We start from the raw sequence: 25,295 nt of genomic DNA, 5'->3' as shown, positions 1-25,295 counted from the left end.
TCCCGCCGAGGGCCTTGCCCGTTTCGCGCTATACGACGGGACCGAGCGCCTGCCTACACATCCAGCTGGCCCTGGTTGAGCAACTGCGTCAGGAAATCATCGGCACTCGGGGCCGCGTTGGCCACGCCTTCCAGGGTGATGACCTGATCAGCGTTGCCATTGTCGTCCGCCAGATTTCCGTCGCTCTTGACGTACAGCACAATATCATCTCCTTCCTTCTCCGCGTGGATATAGTCATTCAGCGACTGCTGGTCGTCGTCCTTGTCGTAGCCTTGCAGCAACTCGCTGAGATCCAGCACATCGGCCTCTGGGTCCTGGCTGGCGTCGACACCGGCCGGCGCGACGTGGAAGTCGGTGATGACGTCGTCGGCGGGATCCCCGCCCACTCCCTCATCACCCAGCACCCAGGCGAAGGTATCCGCCCCGAGTCCTCCGACCAGGGTGTCATCGCCGGCACCACCGAGCAGCAGGTCATCGCCTTCCTCACCATATAGCGTGTCGCTACCACCGCCGCCGATCAGGGTGTCGTCACCGTCACCACCCTTGAGGGTATCGGCGCCGCCATCCTTGCGCTCGGTGTCCATCAAGGATTCATAGTTTCCTCGAATGTACTCGAGCACCTGGGTCTCGTCGGGATCCGCTCCGCCATTTTCCGACCACTTGAGGAACTCGAACAGCCCGGCAAAACCAAGGCCATCATGCTCGCCTGCCCTGAATTCTTCACCATCGCCATTGGTCCATTCCAGATGGTCGGTATTGATGGTGTCGCCGAAGATGATGTCACCGCGATCCGTCCCATCGAGTACATCGTCGCCGAGTTCCGCCAGCTTATCGAAGGACGAGCCGCCCTTGAGCACCGCCTCGAGCTCCTCGGCGGTGTTGACGATGGAAGGCTCGCCTGAGGCCGCCGACAGCACGTACTCGTTTACCGTAATCTTATCCAAAGTGATGCTGTCAGATTGCCCCGAACCGTTCACCACGTTAACGATAATTCGATAAACCCCAGAATCGAGGAAGCTACTTTCTAACGTTGTCCAGCTTTCGCTTTCACCGCCTACTTCACTGTATACAGTGCTCCATCCCCCCTGACTATCGTATTTCTGAATCAGGTATTGAAACTCATCATCGGGGCCATAAAGATCCGTTCTGTAACGAATTTCTATAGCCGTTTCTTTGCCAGGCGCAGAATCTAACGCAAAGGAATCGCTAATCGCGTACGCACTCCAACTGTTTGTCCCGGACGTTACGTCCGTCAGCTCGAGTTGCCCGCCAGAAACTCGCAAGGAGCTCCGCTGATCCCCATACAGCGTCCACGCTCCCCGGGCATCCAACTCATCGTTTCTACCCGAAAAGTCGGCCAGTACACGGGAACCGCTCAGCTCAATCGCTCTACCGCTTCCTTCATCCAGTACATCGGTGTTGTCAAAAAATCTTAGAATATCCTTATCAACACCAGAACCTATACCAATCGCTTCGACGCGACTGATCGCAGAAAGCTCTCCAAAGGCATCGATAGAATTCACAAACTCATCGACCCCAAAGCTCCTACCGGTTCCACCGACATCGCCTGTATCGGTGACATAGAAGGTCGGCTGACCATCCGTCAAGAAAAACGTCAAATTCTCGTAACCATTATTCTCCGAAAGCGCCTTCAGCCATCCTTCAGATTCGGTAAATGCCGCTTCGTAATTCGTCCCCCCACTGGCTAACGCCTCATCAATGTGCTCAATAATGTCCTCGAGGTCTTCCGACGAGGATCCTAAGTCAAGCGCTTCTACTGCGCTTGCGCCTTCATCAAAATCAATGATTTGAACGTTGACGGTACCTTCAAAGTCAGCGAGCTGCTCGACCAGGTTCTTTAGTGCTCTCTTGGCCAGCTCCATACGAGTCAAGCCTTCAGTACCTGAATCCTCGCCCATACTGCCCGAGGAATCGAGAATCAGAGAGATGTTGTAGTTCTGAGCCGGATTCACCACGGTGAACCTGCCACCGCCATCGCCGACCATGACATCACTGCCGCCACCGCCGGAAACACTATTGTCGGAGTTATCACCGACGAACAGTTGATCTGGAGCGCTGACTTCGACGGTCAGGCTGCCCGCAGCGTTATCGCCGTCACCATCAATACCGGTCAATCCGAGCTCGATGTCAAAGGCATCCCCCGCCTCACCAAGCCGATAGTCCATATCGCCCAGGGTAAAGGGCGTATTGCTACCGCCCACCACCTCGATACCCTGGAGCCCACCATCCGGACTGAGTTCGAACGACCATCCATCCTCCACACCATCCAGAATCAGACGGCCGGCCCCATCGACGCTGATGGACACCTTGTTGGTAACATCGGTGCCTGTCTGATCGAGAATGCGGACGTCATCGGCGCTCAGACGAATATCGTTGTCCACCGTCTGGCTGGGAGACCCAGAACCCGGCACATCACTTGCGTAGTTGAAGGCAGCCACGGTGACCACTGCCTTGGCACCGTCACCTTCAACATGGATGGTCTGGGTCACCTCGGACACACTTTCGTGCCCCTGCCAGCTCGGCTCACCGGTGACAGAGAACCCCAGGCTATCGAGGAAACTGATGCGGATGACTTCGTTAAGCTCGATACCGGGACTTACACCACCGAAGACACCGAGCGTGCCGTCCAGCGGCACCATGCCAACGCCATTGGGCGTCGAGTAGAGAACGTCGTTGTCACCCTCATCGTCCTGGTAGTTAATGCCGTGGTACTGCACGACACCATCGAGACTCAGTTCAGAGATATCGGCACGCTCGACACGCCCGTTGCTGATCTCGCCATCGGCAACGTTGATCTGATAGCCGTCTCCGGCCGGATCCAGGGTGACCGTAAAGCCGACAACCCCATCCGCAGTCACCGCCTGCAACTGATGACCGTCGGTGGATACCTGATAGGTCAGCGCCTCGCTGTCAAAGTAGAGGGGGTTGCCGTCCGCGTCAGTGGCTGGCTGCCCCTGCACATCGGTGAAGGTCACGTCCTTGACCCCATCGGCACCAGACACGCCAGCAAAGTTCAGCTGACCGCCTCGACCATCGACGAGAGCAGCCGAATCCGAGGTAAAGGCCTCCGGGCTGTCGTCGTTGACCAGCACCTGCAACTGACCACTGGCCGGGCTGCCATCGGAATCGACGATGGTGTAGCCGACATTGAACGCCAGAGAGTCCTCCGTACCCTGCTCACCATGGTCCAGAGGCTGGTGCAGTGTCACCTTGTAGGCGCCGTTCGCCACCCCGGTCAGGGCAACGGTCAACACCAGTGCGTTGGAGGCGTCACGCCCCGTGACCGTGCGGCCGTCGTCGCTCAACGTGTAGGACACCGCCTGGCCACTGGCCGTTACCGTGGGCAGGCCATCAAGACTCCAGCTAAAGGCACTTGAGCTCGCTGCCCCATCGTTGCCAAAGGAATAGCCAAGCGTCCCGGTGACGACGGTCGCCTCACCGGCCGCATCACCCGGGCCACCGGCATTGCCACCCGACAGGCCATCTTCGTCCACGCGAGCGACACCATTGGTGGCCTCCGGCGTGGAGTCAGCCGCCACATTGACAGTCAAGGTGGCGTTGCTGGTGTCGCCGTCGGCATCGGTGATGGCGTAGTCGATGACCGCGGCGCCCTCGAAGCCCGCCGCCGGAGTGAAGGTCACCTCACCGCTGTCGCTATCGATGGTCACCCTGCCAGCACTCTCGTAGCCCGACGCCATGCTCGCCGACACCAGAGTGGCGCCATCGGCTCCGCCCTCGTCGTTGGCCAGTACGTCGACGGTGACCTCAGTGTCCTCGGCGGTGCTCACAACGTCATCGACCGCCGTTGGCACGTCATCGACAATATTGATGCTGATGCTGGCAGTCGAGCTATTGCCGTGGGCATCGATCACGGTATAGCTGAATACGTCCTGGCCATTCAGGGTGTTCTGACCGTTATCCGCCTCAGCGCCGGTCACGGCGGTATCGAGGGTATAGGTGTAGGACCCATTCTCCTCGATGACCAGAGTGCCGTAGCTGCCGCGCAGGGTCGTGGCGGTGAACGTCAGTGCATCGCCCTGGGCATCACTTGCCTGAAGCTGGCCTTCCGCCACTTCGCTATTGCTGGCGGCATCGCTGCCCGTGGCAAGCCCGGCCTCGCTGACGGTAGCTGCGCTGGCATTGGCCGTGGGCGAGCCGTCGTTCACCACAAACTTGATGGTCGCCTGGCTGGTATCGCCATCGGCGTCCCTGATGGTGTAGCTCACTACCTCTTCATAACTATCGTTGGCGTCGGCGGTGTAGGTGTAACTGCCGTCGGCGTTCCAGCTGAGCTGACCACGCAGCCCGCTGTCATCGACGGAGATGACCGTGGCCCCGTCCGCACCCTGGACGTCATTGGCCAGCATTCCGTTGCCCGCTGTGGTGGTCAACGAGGTACCGGACTGCAGCGCAGCGGGGGTGTCATTGACGGCCTGAGGCACATCATCGATGACATCGACGGTAATGGTGCCGGTGGCAGAATTGCCGTGGCTGTCGGTCACCGTATAGACAAAGCTCTCGGCGTCATCGACGGGGTTATCCGACGAGGTGACCGGTTTGGTCAGGGTGTAGGTGAAGGAACCATCGGCGCGGATGTCGATCTCGCCATAGTTGCCCTTGAGGGTCTCCGCCTTGAAGGTCAAGTCGTCGCCTTGGGCATCGGTCGCCACCAATTGCCCTTTCACTTGCTCTGAATTGGTCGCCGACTGGGAACCCTCGTCAAGCCCGGCCTCGTTGACCTGCACGTTAGTCGGCTGAGTCGTCGGCGTACCGTTTTCGACATTGATGGTCAGGGTGGCCTGACTGGTATCACCGTCGGCGTCGGTGATGGTGTAGTTGACCACCTCGGTGTAGCTGGCGTTGTCCTTGGCCGTATAGTCAAAGCTGCCATCGGCGTTCCACGTCAAGGAACCCTGCAGGGAAGACTCATCGACGAAGGTCACAGTGGCGCCGTCGGCGCCCTGGGTGTCATTGGCCAGCAGACCAACATCGGCACCCTTGCTGATCACCTGCGAAGACTGCACGCCATCGAGCTGATCATTCACCGCCTCCGGCGCGTCATCGACCACCGAAACCTTGACGGTAGCCGTCGTACTATCCCCATCAGCCTGGCTCGCCACCACACTCACGCCCTCGATAGACAGTGAGTTCTTCAGCGTCGCTGCCACCTCATGGGGCAGACTGTCGCTGAGCGTGGCCGTGACACTGACATCGCCACTGTTCTGAGCCGCCACCGAGGCCGGCGCCTGCAGGCTCAGGGTCAGCACCAGGTCGCCGCTGCCGGCGAGTCGAGCCTCTAGTTCACCCTCGTCGTTTGCGCTCCAGACCAAGGACTCACCAGCCGCCAGACCCTGGACGCTGATGCCGGTGACGCTGTCATCGGCACCTATATTGCCGAAGCCGAAGTTCACCAGGCTGTCGCTACCAGCGTTAAACGTCAGTACGCCACTGTCCTGATCCGCAGAGACTCCGGTGTCGGCGTCCTGCAGCGTCAGATCCAGCGCCTCGGTAGTAGCATCATCGTCGCCTTCCTTGATGCTGACACTCGGGCCGGTGCCGTCGGTGATGGTGACGGTGTGGCTGTCGGTGGCGGTGTCGCCGTCGCTGTCTTCGGTGGCGATGGTGAAGTCGATCGACGGGCTGTTGCCCTGGTCGAGGTTGTCCTTGGCCTCAAAGGTCCAAGTGCCGTCGCCAGTGACGGTTAGCGTGCCTTCGGCGAGATCGAAGCTGACGAAATCGGTATCGCCATCGCCCAGCGGCTTGGTTTCGCCTGCCACCGTCACACTGACGGTCGCCCCATCAGCACCGGCGTCGGTGGTCCAGGTGCCGTTGGCACTCTGGCCCTCGACCACGGTCTCCGCGGTATCCGCGATCTCGAGGGTCGGCTGATCGTCGGCCACGCTGACCGAGACGGTTGCCTCGGTGCTGGTACCGTCGGTGTCGGTGCCGACCACGCTGATGCCGGTGATCGACAGGCTATCGGCGTCGACCGCGTGGGCCAGGCTCTCGGCCAGGGTCGCGGTCACGGTGACGACCTGCTGAGTACCGGCAGCGATCGGGTTGTTCGCGTCAACCGCCGGACTCAGGGTCAGAGTAAGGACGGCGTCACCGTCTGCCTCGGTGCGCCCTTCCAGCTCGCCGGCGTTGTTGGTGCTCCAGATCAGCTCGCCATCCAGGCCGGTGACGCTGATGCCGGTGACGCTGTCATCGGCACCTATATTGCCAAAGCCGATCGAGGTGATGGCGTCGCTGCCGGCGGTAAAGGTCAGGCTCGCCACGTCGGTATCCGAGGCGGCGCCTTCGGTCTCGTCGTCATCCAGTGCCAGGCTGGCCTGGGTCGAGGCCGGATCGCTGTCGGTGACCGAAACGCTCGGGCCGGTGCCGTCGGTGATGGTGACGGTGTGGCTATCGGTGGCGGTATCGCCGTCGCTGTCTTCGGTGGTGATGGTGAAGTCGATCGACGGACTGTTGCCCTGGTCGAGGTCGTCGTTGGCGTCGAAGGTCCAGGTACCGTCGCGACCGACGGTCAGAGTGCCTTCGTCGGTGGTGAAGCTGACCGTTGCATCACTGGCATCACCCAGCGGCTTGGTCTCGCCTGCCACCGTTACACTGACGGTGGCGCCATCGGCACCGGCGTCGGTGGTCCAGGTGCCGTTGGCGCTCTGGCCTTCGACCACGGTCTCGGCGGTATCGGCGATCTCGAGGGTCGGCTGATCGTCGGCCACACTGACCGAGACACCCGCTTCGGTGCTGGTACCGTCAGTATCGGTGCCGACCACACTGATGCCGGTGATCGACAGGCTATCGGCGTCGACCGCGTGGGCCAGGCTCTCGGCCAGGGTCGCAGTGACGGTGACAACCTGCTCCTCGCCCGCGGCCACAGGACCAGAAGAGCTCAGGGTCAAGGTCAGGACAGCGTCACCGCCGGCCTCGGTGCGCCCTTCCAGCTCACCGGCGTCGTTTTCGCTCCAGACCAAGGACTCACCAGCCGCCAGACCCTGGACGCTGATACCGTCGATGTCGCCGAAGGCAATCGAGGTGATGGCGTCACTGCCGGCGGTAAAGGTCAGGCTCGCCACGTCGGTATCCGAGGCGGTGCCTTCGGTGTCGGCATCCTGCAGGGAAACGGACGCATTGCTGCTGGCCGGATCGCTGTCCGTCACGCTGACACTCGGACCGGTGCCGTCGGTGATGGTGACGGTATGGCTGTCGGTGGCAGTATCGCCATCGCTGTCTTCGGTGGTGATGGTGAAGTCGATCGACGGGCTGTTGCCCTGGTCGAGGTTGTCCTTCGCGTCAAAGGTCCAGCTGCCGTCGCCAGTGACGGTTAGCGTGCCTTCGGCGAGATCGAAGCTGACGAAATTGGTATCGCCATCGCCCAGAGGCTTGGTCTCGCCTGCCACTGTCACGCTGACGCTGGCACCATCGGCGCCGGCGTCGGTGCTCCAGGTGCCCTCGACTTCCTGGCCTTCGACCACGCTGGCAGGCGCTTCGACAAACTCGATGGTCGGGCTATCGTCAGCGATCGCGATGCTGAGGCTGCCGTTGGCCGCACTGTCGTCATCGTCGGTGACCACCAGGGCCACCGTCTCGGTGAAGCCGTTGATGTCGGCGCCCTCCTGGCTGTCGTTGTCGACGCGGGTGTCCAGGGTGTAGCTGTAGCTCACCGTGCCGCCGGCGGACGGGTTTGCACTGTCCGCCGGTGTAAAGCCGGTCAGGCTAAGGCTGCCGTATTCGGTATCGACCACCACCGGGCTATCGGCGGACAGCCCCTGCAGCTGCGCCAGACTCAGCGACTGGTTGCCCACCTTCACGCTGGCCACCCCATCGACGCTGGTAAAGGTGAAGCTGCCAGGCTGGGTCAGCGCACCCTCGCTCGGGGCAGAACCTTGCTCCAGATTGGCTTCACTCACCGATACGTCACTGCCCCCGGTAGCCAGCCCCGAGAGGCTAACGCCGTCGTCGGTACCGGTCACCGTGATGGTCAGCGTCGCCGGTGAGGTGTCGCCATCGGCGTCGGTCAGGGTGTAGGCAAAGGTTTCGGTCAGGGTTTCCTTGCCGCTGAGTGCCTGCACCCGCGGATCGTCGTTGTCGAGCTGGTAGGTGTAGCTGCCGTCGCTGTTGAGCGTCAGGGTGCCGTACTTGCCGGCGCCCGTCGGCCCGTCCAGTGCCACACTGGCCGGCTCGGCATCGGTGGTGTCGGCGCCAGTGGTGTCGTTGCCCAGCACATTGCCGGAAACAGAAGCGGTCTCCTCGGCAATGGTGTTGGTGTCGTCACGAGCCTCCGGCACATCGTCGTTGACGTCGATAGTCAGGCTGGTCTGTGCCGTATCGCCATCGCTATCGGTAACGACAATGGCGAACAGATCCGCCAGGTCATCACTGCCGGTGCCCTGGCTGGTGTGATCCTGGGTGCTGCCGTCCAGGGTGTAGCTCCAGCTGTATTCCCCAGCGTCAGAGACACTGACACTCAGGGTGCCGTAGTCACCCTCGACCGTGCCGCCGCCCGTCACGTTCTGGCCGTTGATCACCAGCGAGGCCAGGCTGTCGCCACCGGTGGTGATCGGCAGGCTGCCGTTGGTGCTCTGGCTGCCGTCGCCTGCCGCGCTACCGCCCGCGAGGCCCGCCTCGCTGACGCTGAACCGACCACCTTCGGCATCGGGGGAATCGTCCGGCACGCTGACGGTCGGCGTGGAGTCCGCCGCCACGGTGACGGTGAACACCGCGTCGCTGGTGTCGCCATCGGCATCGCGGATGGTGTAGTCGATGACCGCATCGCCCTCGAAGCCCGCCGCCGGGGTGAAGGTCACCTCACCGGTGTCGCTGTCGAAGGTCACACTGCCCTGGCTCGGATTACGCAGGGTGGCGTCGGTGACACTGGCGCCGTCCGCGCCCTCGGTGTCGTTGACCAGGACGTTGTAGGTGACAGACTGGTCTTCACCGGTCGTGGTGGCGTCATCATCTGCATCCGGCGCATCGTCAGCGATCGCGATGGTGAGGCTACCGTTGGCCGCACTGTCGTCATCGTCGGTGACCACCAGGGCCACCGTCTCGGTGAAGCCGTTGATGTCGGCGCCGTCCTGGCTGTCGTTGTCGACGCGGGTGTCCAGGGTGTAGCTGTAGCTCACGGTGCCGCCGGCGGCCGGGTTGGCACTATCTGCCGGTGTAAAGCCGGTCAGGCTAAGGCTGCCGTATTCGGTATCGACCACCACCGGACTATCGGCGGACAGCCCCTGCAGCTGCGCCAGACTCAGCGACTGGTTGCCCACCTGCACGCTTTGCACGCCATCGACGCTGGTAAAGGTGAAGCTGCCAGGCTGGGTCAGCGCACCCTCGCTCGGGGCAGAACCTTGCTCCAGATTGGCTTCACTCACCGATACGTCACTGCCCCCGGTAGCCAGCCCCGAGAGGCTGACGCCGTCGTCGGTACCGGACACGGTGATGGTCAGCGTCGCCGGCGAGGTGTCCCCATCGGCGTCGGTCAGGGTGTAGGCAAAGGTCTCGGTCAAGGTTTCCTTGCCACTCAGTGCCTGCACCCGCGGATCGTCGTTGTCGAGCTGGTAGGTGTAGCTGCCGTCGCTGTTGAGCGTCAGCGTGCCGTAATTGCCGGCGCCTGTCGGGGCGTCCAGTGCCACGCTGGCCGGATCGGCATCGGTGGTGTCGGCGCCGGTGGTATCGTTGGCCAGCACATTGCCGGAAACAGAAGCGGTCTCCTCGGCAATGGTGTTGGTGTCGTCACGAGCCTCCGGCACATCGTCGTTGACGTCGATGGTCAGGCTGGTCTGTGCCGTATCGCCATCGCTGTCGGTGACGACGATGGCAAACAGGTCTGCCAGGTCATCACTGCCGGAACCCTGGCTGGTGTGATCCTGGGTGCTGCCGTCCAGGGTGTAGCTCCAGCTGTAATCCCCAGCGTCAGACACACTGACACTCAGGGTGCCGTAGTCGGCTTGCACCGTGCCACCGCCCGTCACGTTCTGGCCGTTGATCACCAGCGAGGCCAGGCTGTCACCACCGGTGGTGATCGGCAGACTGCCACTGGTGCTCTGGCTGCCGTCGCCTGCCGCGCTGCCACCCGGCAGTCCGGCTTCGCTGACGCTGAACTGACCACCTTCGGCATCGGGGGAATCATCCGGCACGCTGACGGTGGGCGTGGAGTCCGCCGCCACGGTGACGGTGAACACCGCGTCGCTGGTGTCGCCATCGGCATCGCGGATGGTGTAGTCGATGACCGCATCGCCCTCGAAGCCCGCCGCCGGGGTGAAGGTCACCTCACCGGTGTCGCTGTCGAAGGTCACGCTGCCCTGGCTCGGATTACGCAGGGTGGCGTCGGTGACACTGGCGCCGTCCGCGCCCTGGGTGTCGTTCGCCAGGACGTTGTAGGTGACAGACTGGTCTTCACCGGTCGTGGTGGCGTCATCATCTGCATCCGGCGCAGTATCCAGGATCTGGATGTCCAGGCTATTGCTGGCAGTGTCACCTTCGTGGTCGGTGACCACGATCGCGAAGCTGTCGACGATGTTGTCGTCAGCCGCGTTGTGGAGCGCCGCCCCACCGGTCTCGGTGTAGCTGTAGCTGAAGGTGCCGCTGTCGGCATCGAAGCCGGTGATGCTCAGGCTGCCCTGGCCGCCTTCGTTGGGGATGGTCACCGGGGTGGTAAAGTTCGCCCCGACCAGCTCCACACCCGCAATGGTGACGCTGGCAAGGCCAGCACTGCCGCCCACCGTGAAGCTGCCGGTGACGGTCTCGCCACTGGCCTCTGTCACGCTGTTGTCGGCGCCGCTGACGTCGGCATCGGTGTCCTCGACCGTGACGGTCGGCGCATCATCTTCCTGACCCTGGATGGTCAGCGTCAGGGTGGTGCTGCTGACGTCGTTGTCGCTATCGGTCAGGGTGTAGGTGAAGACCTCGGTGGCCTTTTCGTCACCGTCCAGGCCCTGCACCGCCGGGTTGGTGTTATCCAGCGCGTAGCTGTAGCTGCCGTCCGAGGCGATGGTCAGGGTGCCGTACTGGCCCTCGATGACCAGATTACCGTCGACCGTGCTGGCACTGTTGCCGCTGGCGTTGTTACTGCTGACGGCCGTCACCTTGGTGGCGTCGGCGCCCAGGGTGTCGGCCGCATCACCGGCACTCGCTCCGCTGTCGGTACCGCCAATCACATTGCCGCCGACCGTGGCGGTCTCTTCGGTAATGCTGTTGGTGTCGGCCACCGCTTCCGGCGCGGTATCCAGGATCTGGATGTCCAGGCTATTGCTGGCAGTGTCACCTTCGTGGTCGGTGACCACGATCGCGAAGCTGTCGACGATGTTGTCGTCAGCCGCGTTGTGGAGCGCCGCCCCACCGGTCTCGGTGTAGCTGTAGCTGAAGGTGCCACTGTCGGCATCGAAGCCGGTGATGCTCAGGCTGCCCTGGCCGCCTTCGTTGGGGATGGTCACCGGGGTGGTAAAGTTCGCCCCGACCAGCTCCACCCCCGCAATGGTGACACTGGCAAGGCCGGCACTGCCGCCCACCGTGAAGCTGCCGGTGACGGTCTCGCCACTGGCTTCTGTCACGCTGTTGTCGGCACCGCTGACGTCGGCATCGGTATCCTCGACCGTGACGGTCGGCGCATCATCTTCCTGACCCTGGATGGTCAGCGTCAGGGTGGTGCTGCTGACGTCGTTGTCGCTATCGGTCAGGGTGTAGGTAAAGACCTCGGTGGCATTTTCGTCACCGTCCAGGCCCTGCACCGCCGGATTGGTGTTATCCAGCGCGTAGCTGTAGCTGCCGTCCGAGGCGATGGTCAGAGTGCCGTACTGACCCTCGATGACCAGATTGCCGTCGACCGTGCTGGCACTGTTGCCACTGGCGTTGTTACTGCTGACGGCGGTCACGGTGGTGGTATCGGCGCCCAGAGTATCAGCCGCATCACCGGCACTCGCTCCGCTGTCGGTACCGCCAATCACATTGCCGCCGACCGTGGCGGTCTCTTCGGTAATGCTGTTGGTGTCGGCTACCGCTTCCGGCGCGGTATCCAGGATCTGGATGTCCAGGCTATTGCTGGCAGTGTCACCTTCGTGGTCGGTGACCACGATCGCGAAGCTGTCGACGATGTTGTCGTCAGCCGCGTTGTGACTCGCCGCACCGCCGGTCTCGGTGTAGCTGTAGCTGAAGGTACCGCTGTCGGCATCGAAGCCGGTGATACTCAGGCTACCCTGGCCCGCGTCATTGGGAATGGTCACCGGGGTGGTAAAGTCCGCCCCGACCAGCTCCACCCCCGCAATGGTGACGCTGGCAAGGCCGGCACTGCCGCCCACCGTGAAGCTGCCGGTGACGGTCTCGCCACTGGCTTCTGTCACGCTGTTGTCGGCACCACTGACGTCGGCATCGCTGTCCTCGACCGTCACGGTCGGCGCATCATCTTCCTGACCCTGGATGGTCAGCGTCAGGGTGGTGCTGCTGACGTCGTTGTCGCTATCGGTCAGGGTGTAGGTGAAGACCTCGGTGGCCTTTTCGTCACCGTCCAGGCCCTGCACCGCCGGGTTGGTGTTGTCCAGCGCGTAGCTGTAGCTGCCGTCCGAGGCGATGGTCAGAGTGCCGTACTGACCCTCGATGACCAGATTGCCGTCGACCGTGCTGGCACTGTTGTCGCTGGCGTTGTGACTGCTGACGGCGGTCACGGTGGTGGTATCGGCGCCCAAGGTATCGGCCGCATCACCGGCACTCGCTCCGCTGTCGGTACCGCCAATCACATTGCCGCCGACCGTGGCGGTCTCTTCGGTAATGCTGTTGGTGTCGGCCACCGCTTCCGGCGCGGTATCCAGGATCTGGATGTCCAGGCTATTGCTGGCGGTGTCACCTTCGTGGTCGGTGACCACGATCGCGAAGCTGTCGACGATGTTGTCGTCAGCCGCGTTGTGGAGCGCCGCCCCACCGGTCTCGGTGTAGCTGTAGCTGAAGGTGCCACTGTCGGCATCGAAGCCGGTGATGCTCAGGCTGCCCTGGCCGCCTTCGTTGGGGATGGTCACCGGGGTGGTAAAGTTCGCCCCGACCAGCTCCACCCCCGCAATGGTGACACTGGCAAGGCCGGCACTGCCGCCCACCGTGAAGCTGCCGGTGACGGTCTCGCCACTGGCTTCTGTCACGCTGTTGTCGGCACCGCTGACGTCGGCATCGGTATCCTCGACCGTGACGGTCGGCGCATCATCTTCCTGACCCTGGATGGTCAGCGTCAGGGTGGTGCTGCTGACGTCGTTGTCGCTATCGGTCAGGGTGTAGGTGAAGACCTCGGTGGCCTTTTCGTCACCGTCCAGGCCCTGCACCGCCGGGTTGGTGTTATCCAGCGCGTAGCTGTAGCTGCCGTCCGAGGCGATGGTCAGGGTGCCGTACTGGCCCTCGATGACCAGATTACCGTCGACCGTGCTGGCACTGTTGCCGCTGGCGTTGTTACTGCTGACGGCCGTCACCTTGGTGGCGTCGGCGCCCAGGGTGTCGGCCGCATCACCGGCACTCGCTCCGCTGTCGGTACCGCCAATCACATTGCCGCCGACCGTGGCGGTCTCTTCGGTAATGCTGTTGGTGTCAGCCACCGCTTCCGGCGCGGTATCCAGGATCTGGATATCCAGGCTATTGCTGGCAGTGTCACCTTCGTGGTCGGTGACCACGATCGCGAAGCTGTCGACGATGTTGTCGTCAGCCGCGTTGTGGGTCGCCGCACCGCCGGTCTCGGTGTAGCTATAGCTGAAGGTACCGCTGTCGGCATCGAAGCCGGTGATGATCAGGCTGCCCTGGCCCGCGTCATTGGGGATGGTCACCGGGGTGGTAAAGTCCGCCCCGACCAGCTCCACCCCCGCGATGGTGACGCTGGCAAGGCCGGCACTGCCGCCCACCGTGAAGCTGCCGGTGACGGTCTCGCCACTGGCTTCTGTCACGCTGTTGTCGGCGCCACTGACGTCGGCGTCGCTGTCCTCGACCGTCACGGTCGGCGCATCATCTTCCTGACCCTGGATGGTCAGCGTCAGGGTGGTGCTGCTGACGTCGTTGTCGCTATCGGTCAGGGTGTAGGTGAACACCTCGGTGGCCTTTTCGTCACCGTCCAGACCCTGCACCGCCGGGTTGGTGTTATCCAGTGCGTAGCTGTAGCTGCCGTCCGAGGCGATGGTCAGGGTGCCGTACTGCCCCTCGATGACCAGGTCACCATCGGCGTTGGCCGTGCCGGCGGTGGTGTTGTCGTCAGCACCGGTGTAGGTCACCGCCGTCACCGTGGTGGCATCGGCGCCCAGAGTGTCGGCCGCATCACCAGCACTCGCTCCGCTGTCGGTACCGCCGATCACATTGCCGCCGACCGTGGCGGTCTCTTCGGTAATGGTGTTGGTGTCGGCCACCGCTTCCGGCGCGGTATCCAGGATCTGGATGTCCAGACTATTGCTGGCGGTGTCACCTTCGTGGTCGGTGACCACGATCGCGAAGCTGTCGACGATGTTGTCGTCAGCCGCGTTGTGGGTCGCTGCACCGCCGGTCTCGGTGTAGCTGTAGCTGAAGGTGCCGCTGTCGGCATCGAAGCCGGTGATGATCAGGCTGCCCTGGCCCGCGTCATTGGGGATGGTCACCGGGGTGGTAAAGTCCGCCCCGACCAGCTCCACCCCCGCAATGGTGACGCTGGCAAGGCCGGCACTGCCGCCCACCGTGAAGCTGCCGGTGACGGTCTCGCCACTGGCTTCTGTCACGCTGTTGTCGGCGCCACTGACGTCGGCGTCGCTGTCCTCGACCGTCACGGTCGGCGCATCATCTTCCTGACCCTGGATGGTCAGCGTCAGGGTGGTGCTGCTGACGTCGTTGTCGCTATCGGTCAGGGTGTAGGTGAACACCTCGGTGGCCTTTTCGTCACCGTCCAGGCCCTGCACCGCCGGGTTGGTGTTATCCAGCGCGTAGCTATAGCTGCCGTCCGAGGCGATGGTCAGAGTGCCGTACTGACCCTCGATGACCAGATTGCCGTCGACCGTGCTGGCACTGTTGCCGCTGGCGTTGTTACTGCTGACGGCCGTCACCTTGGTGGCGTCGGCGCCCAGGGTATCGGCACCGGTACCACCCGCGACCACATTGCCGCCGACCGTGGCGGTCTCTTCGGTAATGCTGTTGGTGTCAGCCACCGCTTCCGGCGCGGTATCCAGGATCTGGATATCCAGGCTATTGCTGGCAGTGTCACCTTCGTGGTCGGTGACCACGATCGCGAAGCTGTCGACGATGTTGTCGTCAGCCGCGTTGTGGGTCGCCGCACCGCCGGTCTCGGTGTAGCTGTAGCTGAAGGTACCGCTGTCGGCATCGAAGCCGGTGATGCTCAGGCTGCCCTGGCCCGCGTCATTGGGGATGGTCACCGGGGTGGTAAAGTCCGCCCCGACCAGCTCCACCCCCGCAATGGTGACGCTGGCAAGGCCGGCACTGCCGCCCACCGTGAAGCTGCCGGTGACGGTCTCGCCACTGGCTTCTGTCACGCTGTTGTCGGCGCCACTGACGTCGGCGTCGCTGTCCTCGACCGTCACGGTCGGCGCATCATCTTCCTGACCCTGGATGGTCAGCGTCAGGGTGGTGCTGCTGACGTCGTTGTCGCTATCGGTCAGGGTGTAGGTGAAGACCTCGGTGGCCTTTTCGTCACCGTCCAGGCCCTGCACCGCCGGATTGGTGTTATCCAGCGCGTAGCTGTAGCTGCCGTCCGAGGCGATGGTCAGAGTGCCGTACTGCCCCTCGATGACCAGATTGCCGTCGACCGTGCTGGCACTGTTGCCACTGGCGTTGTTACTGCTGACGGCGGTCACCGTGGTGGCGTCGGCGCCCAGGGTATCGGCACCGGTACCACCCGCGACCACATTGCCGCCGACCGTGGCGGTCTCTTCGGTAATGCTGTTGGTGTCGGCCACCGCTTCCGGCGCATCATCAGCGATCGCGATGCTGAGGCTACCGTTGGCCGCACTGCCGTCATCGTCGGTGACCACCAGGCCCACCGTTTCGGTGAAGCCGGCATCCGTGGCACCTGCCTGACTGTCGTTATCGACGCGTGTGTCCAAGGTGTAGCTGTAGCTCACGGTGCCGCCGGCGGCCGGGTTGGCACTATCTGCCGGTGTAAAGCCGGTCAGGCTAAGGCTGCCGTATTCGGTATCGACCACCACCGGGCTATCAGCGGACAGGCCCTGCAGCTGGGCCAGGGTCAACGACTGGTTGCCCACCTGCACGCTGGCCACGCCATCAACGCTGGCGAACGTGAAGTTGCCAGGCTGAGTCAGTGCCGCAGCATCCGCCGCAGAACCCTCTTCCAGATTGGCTTCGCTCACCGCTACGTCGCTGCCTTCGCTCGCCAGCCCCGAGAGGCTGACGCCGTCGTCGGTACCGGTCACGGTGATGGTCAGCGTCGCCGGTGAGGTGTCCCCGTCGGCATCGGTCAGGGTGTAGGCAAAGGTCTCGGTCAGGGTTTCCTTGCCGCTGAGCGCCTGCACCCGCGGATCGTCGTTGTCGAGCTGGTAGGTGTAGCTGCCGTCGCTGTTGAGCGTCAGGGTGCCGTAATTGCCTGCGCCCGTCGGGGCGTCCAGCGCTACGCTGGCCGGATCGGCCTCGGTGGTATCGGCGCCGGTGGTGTCGTTGCCCAGCACATTGCCGGAAACGGAAGCGGTCTCCTCGGCGATAGTGTCGCTGTCGTTACTCGCGGACGGGCTATCGTCGGCGATCGCGATGCTGAGGCTGCCGTTGGCCGCACTGCCGTCATCGTCGGTGACCACCAGGCCCACCGTTTCGGTGAAGCCGGCATCCGTGGCGTCAGCCTGGCTGTCGTTGTCGACGCGGGTGTCCAGCGTGTAGCTGTAGCTCACCGTACCGCCAGCGGCCGGGTTGGCACTATCCGACGGTGTAAAGCCGGTCAGGCTAAGGCTGCCGTATTCGGTATCGACCACCACCGGACTATCGGCGGACAGACCCTGCAGATCGCCCAGGGTCAGCGACTGGTTGCCCACCTGCACGCTGGCCACGCCATCGGCGCTGGTAAAGGTGAAGTTGCCGGGCTGGGTCAGTGCCGCAGCATCCGCCGCGGAACCCTCTTCCAGATTGGCTTCGCTGACCGATACGTCGCCGCCCCCGGCAGCCAGGCCCGAAAGGCTAACGCCGTCATTGGTCCCCGTCAGCGTGATGGTCAGCGTCGCCGGTGAGGTGTCGCCATCGGCGTCGGTCAGGATGTAGGCAAAGGTCTCAGTGAGTTGCTCTTCGCCGCTGAGCGCCTGGACCCGCGGATCGTCGTTGTCGAGCTGATAGGTGTAGCTGCCGTCGCTGTTGAGCGTCAGCGTGCCGTAATGGCCGGCGCCTGTCGGCGCGTCCAGCGCTACGCTGGCCGGATCGGCATCAGTGGTGTCGGCGCCGGTGGTGTCGTTGGCCAGCACGTTGCCGGAAACAGAAACGGTCTCCTCGGCAATGGTGTCGCTGTCATTACTCGCGGACGGGCTATCGTCGGCGATCGCGATGCTGAGGCTGCCGTTGGCCGCACTGCCGTCATCGTCGGTGACCACCAGGGTCACCGTCTCGGTGAAGCCGGCATCCGTGGCGTCAGTCTGGCTGTCGTTGTCGACGCGGGTGTCCAGGGTGTAGCTGTAGCTCACGGTGCCGCCGGCGGCCGGGTTGGCACTATCTGCCGGTGTAAAGCCGGTCAGGCTAAGGCTGCCGTATTCGGTATCGACCACCACCGGACTATCGGCGGACAACCCCTGCAGCTGGGCCAGGGTCAACGACTGGTTGCCCACCTGTACGCTGGCCACGCCATCAACGCTGGCGAACGTAAAGTTGCCAGGCTGGGTCAGTGCGCTGCTGTCGGCATCGCTGCCGCCGGCGAGATTGGCTTCGCTCACCGCTACGTCGCTGCCTTCGCTCGCCAGCCCCGAGAGGCTGACACCGTCGTCGGTGCCGGTCACGGTGATGGTCAGCGTCGCCGGTGAGGTATCCCCATCGGCATCGGTCAGGGTGTAGGCAAAGGTCTCGGTGAGGGTCTCCTTGCCGCTGAGTGCCTGAACCCGCGGATCGTCGTTGTCGAGCTGGTAGGTGTAGCTGCCGTCGCTGTTGAGCGTCAGCGTGCCGTACTGGCCGGCGCCCGTCGGCGCGTCCAGTGCCACGCTGGCCGGATCAGCCTCGGTGGTGTCGGCGCCGGTGGTGTCGTTGGCCAGCACATTGCCGGTGATCGACGCGGTCTCCTCGGCAATGGTGTCGCTGTCGTTACTCGCGAACGGGCTATCGTCGGCGATGGCGATGCTGAGGCTGCCGTTGGCCGCACTGCCGTCATCGTCGGTGACCACCAGGGCCACCGTCTCGGTGAAGCCGGCATCCGTGGCGTCAGCCTGGCTGTCGTTGTCGACGCGGGTGTCCAGGGTGTAGCTATAGCTCACGGTGCCGCCGGCGGCCGGGTTGGCACTATCCGACGGTGTAAAGCCGGTCAGGCTAAGGCTGCCGTATTCGGTATCGACCACCACCGGGCTATCGGCGGACAGACCCTGCAGCTGGGCCAGGCTCAACGACTGGTTGCCCACCTGTACGCTGGCCACGCCATCAACGCTGGCGAACGTAAAGTTGCCAGGCTGGGTCAGAGCCGCAGCATCCGCCGCGGAGCCCTCTTCCAGATTCGCTTCGCTGACAGAAACGTCGCTGCCTTCGCTCGCCAGCCCCGAGAGGCTGACACCGTCGTCGGTGCCGGTCACGGTGATGGTCAGCGTCGCCGGTGAGGTATCCCCATCGGCGTCAGTCAGGGTGTAGGCAAAGGTCTCGGTGAGGGTTTCCTTGCCGCTGAGTGCCTGCACCCGCGGATCGTCGTTGTCGAGCTGGTAGGTGTAGCTGCCGTCGCTGTTGAGCGTCAGGGTGCCGTACTGGCCGGCGCCCGTCGGGGCGTCCAGTGCCACGCTGGCGGGATCGGCATCCGAGGTGTCGGCGCCGGTGGTGTCGTTGGACAGCACATTGCCGGTGATCGACGCGGTCTCCTCGGCAATGGTGTCACTGTCGTTACTCGCGAACGGGCTATCGTCGGCGATGGCGATGCTGAGGCTACCGTTGGCCGCACTGCCGTCATCGTCGGTGACCACCAGGGTCACCGTCTCGGTGAAGCCGGCATCCGTGGCTTCAGCCTGGCTGTCATTGTCGACGCGGGTGTCCAGGGTGTAGCTGTAGCTCACGCTGCCGCCGGCGGCCGGGTTGGCACTATCTGCCGGTGTAAAGCCGGTCAGGCTAAGGCTGCCGTATTCGGTATCGACCACCACCGGGCTATCGGCGGTCAGACCCTGCAGCTGGGCCAGGGTCAACGACTGATTACCCACCTGCACGCTGGCCACGCCATCAACGCTGGCGAACGTGAAGTTGCCAGGCTGGGTCAGTGCGCTGCTGTCGGCATCGCTGCCGCCGGCGAGGTTCGCCTCGCTGACCGATACGTCGCTGCCTTCACTCGCCAGGCCCGAGAGGCTGACGCCGTCATTGGTCCCCGTCACCGTGATGGTCAGCGTCGCCGGTGAGGTGTCGCCATCGGCGTCGGTCAGGGTGTAGGCAAAGGTCTCAGTAAGTTGCTCTTCGCCGCTGAGCGCCTGCACCCGCGGATCATCGTTGTCGAGCTGATAGGTGTAGCTGCCGTCGCTGTTGAGCGTCAGGGTGCCGTACTGGCCGGCGCCTGTCGGCGCGTCCAGCGCTACGCTGGCCGGATCGGCATCGGAGGTGTCGGCGCCGGTGGTGTCGTTGCCCAGCACATTGCCGGAAACAGAAGCGGTCTCCTCGGCAATAGTGTCGCTGTCATCACGAGCCTTCGGCACATCGTCGTTGACGTCGATGGTCAGACTGGCCGAGGCCTCGTCGCCATCGCTGTCGGTAACGACAATGGCGAACAGATCCGCCAGATCGTCGCTGCCGGTGCCCTGGCTGGTGTGGTCCTGGGTGCTGCCATCCAGGCTGTAGCTCCAGCTGTACTCACCGTCAGACACGCTGACACTCAGGGTGCCGTAGTCGCCTTCGACCGTGCCGCCGCCCGTCACGTTCTGGCCGTTGATCACCAGCGAGGCCAGGCTATCGCCGCCGGTGGTGATCGGCAGACTACCGCCGGTGCTCTGGCTGCCGTCGCCTGCCGCGCTGCCACCCGGGAGGCCCGCCTCGCTGACGCTGAACTGCCCACCTTCGGCATCGGGCGAATCGTCCGGCACGCTGACGGTGGGCGTGGAGTCCGCCGCCACGGTGACGGTGAACACCGCGTCGCTGGTGTCGCCATCGGCATCGCGAATGGTGTAGTCGATGACCGCATCGCCCTCGAAGCCTGCAGCCGGGGTGAAGGTCACCTCACCGGTGTCGCTGTCGAAGCTCACGCTGCCCTGGCTCGAATCACGCAGGGTGGCGTCGGTGACACTGGCACCGTCCACGCCCTGGGTGTCGTTCGCCAGCACGTTGTAGGTGACGGGGGTGTCTTCGCCGGTGTTGGCGGCGTCATCCACGGCCACGGGTACATCGTCGTTGACGTCGATGGTCAGACTAGTCGAGGCCTCGTCGCCATCGCTGTCGGTAACGACAATGGCGAACAGATCCGCCAGATCGTCGCTGCCGGTGCCCTGGCTGGTGTGGTCCTGGGTGCTGCCATTCAGGCTGTAGCTCCAGCTGTACTCACCGTCAGACACGCTGACACTCAGGGTGCCGTAGTCGCCTTCGACCGTGCCGCCGCCCGTCACGTTCTGGCCGTTGATCACCAACGAGGCCAGGCTGTCGCCGCCGGTGGTGATCGGCAGACTGCCGCCGGTGGTCTGGCTACCGTCGCCTGCCGCGCTACCGCCCGGCAATCCGGCTTCGCTGACGCTGAACTGACCGCCCTCGGACTCGGGGGAATCGTCCGGCACGCTGACGGTGGGCGTGGAGTCCGCCGCCACCGTCACGGTGAACACCGCGTCGCTGGTGTCGCCATCGGCATCGCGAATGGTGTAGTCGATGACCGCGTCACCCTCGAAGCCTGCCGCCGGGGTGAAGGTCACCTCACCGGTGTCGCTGTCGAAGCTCACACTACCCTGGCTTGGATCACGCAGGGTGGCGTCGCTGACACTGGCACCGTCCACGCCCTGGGTGTCGTTCGCCAGCACGTTGTAGGTGACGGGGGTGTCTTCGCCGGTGTTGGCGGCGTCATCCACGGCCACGGGCACATCGTCGTTGACGTCGATGGTCAGACTAGTCGAGGCCTCGTCGCCATCGCTGTCGGTAACGACGATGGCGAACTGATCCGCCAGGTCGTCGCTGCCGGTGCCCTGGCTGGTGTGGTCTTGGGTGCTGCCGTCCAGGGTGTAGCTCCAGCTGTACTCGCCGTCAGAGACACTGACACTCAGGGTGCCGTAGTCGCCTTCGACCGTGCCGCCGCCCGTCACGTTCTGGCCGTTGATCACCAGCGAGGCCAAGCTATCGCCACCGGTGGTGATCGGCAGACTGCCATTGGTGCTCTGGCTATCGTCGCCCGCCGCGCTGCCGCCCGGGAGGCCCGCCTCGCTGACGCTGAACTGACCGCCCTCGGACTCGGGGGATTCGTCCGGCACGCTGACGGTGGGCGTGGAGTCCGCCGCCACGGTGACGGTGAACACCGCGTCGCTGGTGTCGCCATCGGCGTCGGTGATGGTGTAGTCGATGACCGCGTCGCCCTCGAAGCCGTCCGCCGGGGTAAAGGTCACCTCACCGGTGTTGCTGTCGAAGCTCACACTGCCCTGGCTCGGATCACGCAAGCTCGCGTCGGTGACACTGGCACCGTCCGCACCCTGGACATCGCTGGTGCCGTCGGTATTGACCAGCACGTTGTAGGTGACCGCTGTGTCCTCGCCGGTCGTGGTGGCATCATCCACCGCCTCGGGCGCATCGTCGAGAATCGCGATATCCAGAGTGCCACTGGTGGTACTGCCATCGCTGTCGACAGCACTAATCTCGATGCTGTCGACCACGCCATCGTCGGTTGCGCCGTCGACGCTGTCGTTGTCGACGTTGTCGGTCAGATCGTAGGTGTAAGCAACGCTACCACCGGTGTCATCGCCGCTATAGCTTGTCAGCGTCAGGCTGCCCAGGGGCGTCTCGATGGTCAGCGGATTGCCGGACAGGCCATTGAGTCGATCCAAGCTGATCGGACCACTGCCGCCAACGGTAATGAACGACAGGCCATCGGGAGCGGATACACCAAAACTGCCACTCGCTGATGTCGCGGCGGTGCCTGATGCACTACCGCCAGGAAGTCCTGCCTCACTGACGGTCTGTTCGGCAGAGGAAAAGCCGATATCGGCGCTGCCTGCTGCTCCCGCAGGCCCATCGAGCCCCGTCAGGGTGACGGACTCGTCCTCATCGGCCGCGGTCCCGCCATCCTGCTCCTGAACGTCGTAGGCCTCGCGCTGATAGCCGTACTCGAACGACAGCGGCGACACTTCCTCGACGATACGCAAAAGACGCACGAAATCGTGCCCGCCCTCGACGCCGGCGCCCCCCGCGGAGCCAGCGGCAGGAGCTTCCAACGCCTCGAGCAGATCTCCTTCGCCCTCTTCGAGCAGCGCCAGGACCCTGGCGACCTCGGCGTCTTCTATCACCTCGTCATCGGCCGACCCTTGCTCGTTGATCGCCTCGCTAATCGCCACCTCGACTTCGCCACCGAGCTGCGCCAGGCGGGTGCCATCGGGTTGCACGAGGTTCACTCGAGCGCCGGTTTCGGTGATCACCACCTCGCCCTCAGTCAGGCGGTCGCCCTCGGCCAGGGGCCTCAGATTGCCTTCCGCATCTCTGGCCCAGGCTTGGCCGGTAACTTGTACGACGATGGCGATGATCATAGGGGCGCGTCTCTCTTTTTTTGGATGACAGACCTAGGCCTTGTGAACAAAGGGATGACAAACCTAGTCCGGCAGCAACAAAACTGTGCTTATGCGCACATTACATGCATGGGGTATAGGTCAATACTGTACTAGAGGACAATGAACTACCTCTAATCCAATGGCCCAACTTTCCCATGCCTCTTCGCTACCCCTTTGATGCTTCACGTCAGTCCTTGTCGAGCCCTCCTCCAATACAGAGCCGCCTTCCATGGCATTCCCCTCGCCCGCACCTCGGCGCTGCCCAGGCGCCAGATACGAAAACGGCGCGCCCTTTTGGGGCGCCCCGTTTTCGTGGTCAAGAAACCCTGAGTCATATCATCAGGGCTAGCTAAAGCAGATTACCGTCCAGAACATCTCATCCGAGTATGAGGTCCGGGTACCAGGCCGCGGCTCGAGGTCGCCACGCCAGGTCATCGCATCAGGTCTGTCAGTCCTGGCGCATCTTCCAGCCCAGGGTTTCACCGGCACGCAGCGGTACCAGCGTCTTGCCTTCGCCAAACGGCAGTTCTGCCGGAACCTGCCACTCGACCTTGTCCAGGGTGATCGAGTCGCTGTTGCGCGGCAGGCCATAGAAGTCGGGACCGTGGTGACTGGCGAACCCTTCCAGCCGATCCAGCGCGCCGGCCTGTTCAAAGGCGGTGGCGTACAGCTCGATGGCCGTCAGCGCGGTATAGGCGCCGGCACAGCCACAGTCACTTTCCTTGTCGTGACGGGCATGAGGCGCGCTGTCGGTGCCGAGGAAGAAGCTCTTGTCGCCCGAGGTCGCCGCCTCGATCAGCGCCTCCCGATGACGCTCGCGCTTGAGGATCGGCAGGCAGTAGTAGTGCGGGCGAATCCCGCCCACCAGCATATGGTTGCGGTTGTAGAGCAGGTGATGAGCGGTGATGGTCGCGCCGATATTCGACGGCGACTCGGCCACGAAGCGCGCCGCGTCGGCGGTGGTAATATGCTCAAAAACCACCTTGAGGTCAGGATGACGGGACAGCAGCGGCTTCATGACCCGCTCGATGAACACCGCCTCGCGATCGAAGATGTCGATCTCGTGATCGGTCACCTCGCCATGCACCAGCAACGGCATCCCCAGCCGCGCCATGGTGGCTACCGCTTCCTCGCAGTGACGCAGATCGGTCACGCCTGAGTCGGAATTGGTGGTGGCCCCGGCCGGATACAGCTTGACCGCCTGCACTTTGCCGCTGCCCCAGGCCGTCTCGATGTCTTCCGAAGTGGTGCGATCGGTAAGATAGAGGGTCATCAGCGGTTCGAACTGGCTTTCCGCAGGCAAGGCAGCCAAGATGCGTTGGCGGTAGTCCAGTGCCTGGTCCAGATTGGTCACCGGCGGCTTGAGGTTCGGCATGATGATCGCACGGCCCATCTGGCGGGCGGTATCGGCCACCACGGAGGCCAGAGCGACGCCGTCGCGCAGGTGGAGGTGCCAGTCGTCGGGCCGGGTCAAGGTAATCGCAGTCACTTGTTATCCTGTCGTCGAGTGATCCATGGTCGGGCGCAGTATACCGTAAAGGGCAAGGTTTCATGGCCCAAACGGGGTGAGATTTCGCGTATCATTCGAGGGACATGCGCCCGGATCTGATCCGCACCGTCGAGGAGTCGCGGCACGTTACCATCGATGTCCGGGGCGATACGTTGTCAAGGCGCCGTCAACGAGCCGACGAGTCCCAGGGCCTCTGGCCGCGCGCAGACTTATTACAGAAACATCCTAGCGAGAGTTACATGCCCAAGGTTCGTCACTACGCCGACCTCGTCGCCACCCTGGCAGGCCTGATGTGGCTGATGCTTTACTGGTCGATCAGCGTGTCGCTGCATATCGGCAGCGCCGAGCCGGCCCTGGCCGCCCTGCTGCTGCTCGGAAGCATGATCCTGGTAAGCTTCGTTCACCGCCCGGTGCGGGTGATGCTGGGCCGCTACCACGTCCGCAAGCGGCGCACGGAGATGTGGATGCACATCCTGGCGCTGCCGCTGAACCTGGCGTTTCTGCTGGCCATCGGCATCGACCATCTGATTACACCGATGAGCGGCGCCCAGAAGATGCTGCTGTTCAATGTACTGGCGACGGCAAGCTGGCTGGTGTTCCTGGTGACGCTGCTGATCAAGCTGCTGGCACGCGCCCTGGCCGATCGCCGCGGGTCATCCGGCGCTGAGCCCGCTCTTTCGACCCATAGCTCGACCAATAGCGCGAACGCTACCTCGAACGATACCTCGAACGACGGTAACTCAGCCTCCGGCCTTCACCGTCGGGACGCCGACGAGGCCTGATAAAGGCCTCAGATCATGACGGGGCCGATGTCTGGTCACCGACTGGCCCCAACCTGACCAGCCCCGCCGCCGCCGACAACGGCGCTTGCCCGCCGCTTCCCCACCTCTTTCGCCCTCGCTGACAGCCACGCCATACCGCCCCTTGCAGAGGCGGCATGGCCC

3 protein-coding genes are annotated in these 25,295 nt (G+C 63.7%); 1 reads left to right on the top strand and 2 read right to left on the bottom strand.

Translation table 11 applies throughout. The features are described 5' to 3' along the window. Positions 1 to 53 precede the first annotated feature (53 nt). Together NFG58_RS08820 and pyrC are read right to left on the bottom strand one after the other, a co-directional pair. On the bottom strand, positions 54 to 22,820 hold the full coding sequence (locus NFG58_RS08820; protein WP_348828000.1) for a VCBS domain-containing protein: 22,767 nt from the start codon (positions 22,818 to 22,820) through the stop codon (positions 54 to 56). 469 nt (positions 22,821 to 23,289) lie between these two features. Next, on the bottom strand, positions 23,290 to 24,330 hold the full coding sequence (gene pyrC, locus NFG58_RS08815; protein WP_045993004.1) for a dihydroorotase: 1,041 nt from the start codon (positions 24,328 to 24,330) through the stop codon (positions 23,290 to 23,292). A gap of 260 nt (positions 24,331 to 24,590) precedes the next feature. Between pyrC and NFG58_RS08810 the strand changes: the two genes are divergently transcribed. Beyond that, on the top strand, positions 24,591 to 25,133 hold the full coding sequence (locus NFG58_RS08810) for a hypothetical protein (RefSeq protein ID WP_315900896.1): 543 nt from the start codon (positions 24,591 to 24,593) through the stop codon (positions 25,131 to 25,133). Positions 25,134 to 25,295 lie beyond the last annotated feature (162 nt).

The sequence above is a fragment of the Halomonas sp. RT37 genome (genome assembly GCF_040070525.1).
Taxonomy (GTDB): Bacteria; Pseudomonadota; Gammaproteobacteria; order Pseudomonadales; family Halomonadaceae; genus Halomonas; species Halomonas litopenaei.
Note: the sequence above shows the minus strand (reverse complement) of the source record. Positions and strands in the feature narration are given on the sequence as shown.

Excerpts from the sequence above, each read along its gene's own strand:
- NFG58_RS08810 (WP_315900896.1), top strand. The coding sequence starts at position 24,591 with ATGCCCAAGGTTCGTCACTACGCCGACCTCGTCGCCACCCTGGCAGGC.
- NFG58_RS08820 (WP_348828000.1), bottom strand. The coding sequence starts at position 22,820 with ATGATCATCGCCATCGTCGTACAAGTTACCGGCCAAGCCTGGGCCAGA.